Source organism: Enterobacter sp. MGH 37, assembly GCF_000534515.1.
Taxonomy (GTDB): Bacteria; Pseudomonadota; Gammaproteobacteria; order Enterobacterales; family Enterobacteriaceae; genus Enterobacter; species Enterobacter kobei.
Genome location: NZ_KI973210.1, coordinates 4,566 through 6,893 on the forward strand (window position 1 = coordinate 4,566; position 2,328 = coordinate 6,893).

The window sequence follows — 2,328 nt, forward strand, 5'->3', positions numbered from 1 at the left end:
CCGCACGAAGAGGGGCTCTTATTTCTCCCGCTAAATAGGTTCGTGATCAAAAAGGTCACGACTTATTCAGGAGCGGGAAATGAAGCTGTTAAATCTTATTGAATCATTGCTTAACTGCCTGTATCTGGCGGCGGAGCTGTGGGACTGGCTGGAGAAGCATTTGTCGGTTTTTAAGGCATTGGCGCGGATTTTAGTGTGACTTTAACATCCATGCATCTGGCTGCATGACTATGCACCAGTGTAATATTCAGCGGCTGCGTTTCTGGTGTTTTTTCGTTATGTCTGTCGCCACTTTCTCGCGTCTGGCACCAGAAACGCAGCCAACCCCGTTTCAGCGGTGCGCCCAACGGATGTTATGGTAAATCAGTATCAGCTGCAGATATAAAAAAGCCGCCAGGCTGGCGGCTTGCTGTTATTTTCGTGGCTTTCCTGCATCTGAGCGTTTTCCTCTGACCCTTCCGTCATTGTTACGGTCACGAGGTTGAGTTCCGCCGCCTGGTTTAGGAACGACAACGTGTGGGTTGAGTGGTCGACGATCTGCCATTTTCTATACCTCACTGAGCATAAACAAACAATTGCCAACGAATGTTCCCTTGCGCGGGGGTATGTTGGTGGTGGTTTTGTGGTGGGATTGTTTTCCCGCCTGCGATAGTTACTTCTTTACCGCAACCGGTACATTTATAAATCCCTTCATATTCACATGTTTCTCCCGGCTTATATTCAGTGTCAAAAACCGAGTTAAACTTCGTATCTGCTTCAAAAATCTTGCTTTTGTTTCCTGAGCGAACAAGAGCCATGCAACCTCCAAATTATCATTTATTTTGCACACCTGCACTGTGCATGAGTGCATTCTACAGCATAGCCATTGATTGCACAAGTGCACTGTGCTGTTGTGCATTTGATATGTTTGCTGTACTATATCGGAGGTAAGAAGGTGATCGAAAAAATTGCCAAGTTGCGGCAAAAATTGAGGTAAAAGAAAAATGCAGCAAGATCATGAACATGATGATTGCCGCATTCAGTTTCGAGACGATTGGCTATACCAGTTTTACAAATATGGTAAAGCCAATCGAAAGATTCCAACTGCGATTAGTGCTTCATTAGGTCGCAAGCTGGATATGCTGAATGCTGCTGATAAAGTTGGAGATTTGCGGTCTCCCCCGGGAAACCGATTTGAGAATCTCAACCCTCCATTGACAGGGTATTCATCCATACGGGTGAATGAGAAGTACCGCTTGATATTTAAGTGGGGTGAAAACGGAGTCGAGGATTTGTATCTCGATCCACATGATTACCGATAGATAACAGGTCGTGGCTGTTATCTTATAAAACAAGTAGGTGAGGCGTTCCCTCACCTACATTAAAATGTCATTACAAATAATGATTAATAAAAAAAATGACGTGACTATATTTAAGATAATTACTCATCGCTACAGCTGGTAATAGACGAAATACTTATCTTCCTCATCTAACAGAGAGAAGTAAAAAATTTAGGAGTAAAGCATGTCCCAAGCAACTAGAAAACCATCAACTGTAGGGGATATTATTCTTTATGAATATCTCGAACCAAGTGGTTTAAAAATCAATGACTTGGCTGAAATGTTGAATGTGCATAGAAACTCTGCCAGTGCTTTAGTTAACAATAATAGAAAGCTGTCTACCGATATGGCTTTTAGGTTGGCTAAAGCCTTCGATACCACTGCAAAGTTCTGGCTAAATATACAGCAGTCTGTTGATTTATGGGAGGTTACTAGTAGCCCTCGATTGCAAGAAGAAATAGACAGAGTGATTCCCGCTCATGAAATCATAGAAAGGAAACACATTGTTGATAGTTCTGAGAAGAAACATGCTATTGCATGATTTTTTTTAAAAAAATATAAGTTATCCCTCAAAAAGAAGGCTTCTATAACTAGAAGCCTTCTTTTTGAGGGATAAAAACGCTCATGTTAACTTTCTTCTTACGATCTTCTTGAGATCCGTGCTCTGTACGCGTAATCTCTTGCTCTGTAAACGAAAAAACCGCCTGGGGAGGCGGTTTTTCGAAGGTTAAGTCAGTTGGGGAACTGCTTAACCTGGTAACTGGCTTCAGCAGAGCGCAGATACCAAATACTGTCCTTCCAGTGTAGCCGTAGTTAGGCCACCACTTCAAGAACTCTGTAGCACCGCCTACATACCTCGCTCTGCTAATCCTGTTACCAGTGGCTGCTGCCAGTGGCGTTTTGTCGTGTCTTTCCGGGTTGGACTCAAGTCGATAGTTACCGGAACAGGCGCAGCGGTCGGACTGAACGGGGGGTTCGTGCATACAGTCCAGCTTGGAGCGAACTGCCT

At 43.7% G+C, this 2,328-nt stretch carries 3 protein-coding genes; 2 read left to right on the top strand and 1 reads right to left on the bottom strand.

What is annotated here, in order from left to right:
• Positions 1-554: 554 nt before the first annotated feature.
• Positions 555-797, bottom strand: a complete 243-nt coding sequence (locus L383_RS25585; protein ID WP_023316026.1) for a hypothetical protein — start codon at positions 795-797, stop codon at positions 555-557.
• A 186-nt stretch (positions 798-983) separates the two neighbouring features.
• Between L383_RS25585 and L383_RS00025 the strand changes: the two genes are divergently transcribed.
• Both L383_RS00025 and L383_RS00020 read left to right on the top strand, forming a co-directional pair.
• Positions 984-1,301 carry a type II toxin-antitoxin system RelE/ParE family toxin gene (locus L383_RS00025; protein ID WP_023316025.1) on the top strand — a complete coding sequence of 106 codons (318 nt, stop codon included), beginning with the start codon at positions 984-986 and terminating at the stop codon, positions 1,299-1,301.
• A 202-nt stretch (positions 1,302-1,503) separates the two neighbouring features.
• A complete protein-coding gene (locus L383_RS00020; protein WP_023316024.1) occupies positions 1,504-1,860 on the top strand; it encodes a HigA family addiction module antitoxin in 357 nt (118 codons plus the stop codon).
• Positions 1,861-2,328 lie beyond the last annotated feature (468 nt).

Bases quoted from the DNA above. Each gene is read 5' to 3' on its own strand.
- L383_RS25585 (WP_023316026.1), bottom strand. From the start codon at position 797: ATGGCTCTTGTTCGCTCAGGAAACAAAAGCAAGATTTTTGAAGCAGAT.
- L383_RS00025 (WP_023316025.1), top strand. From the start codon at position 984: ATGCAGCAAGATCATGAACATGATGATTGCCGCATTCAGTTTCGAGAC.
- L383_RS00020 (WP_023316024.1), top strand. From the start codon at position 1,504: ATGTCCCAAGCAACTAGAAAACCATCAACTGTAGGGGATATTATTCTT.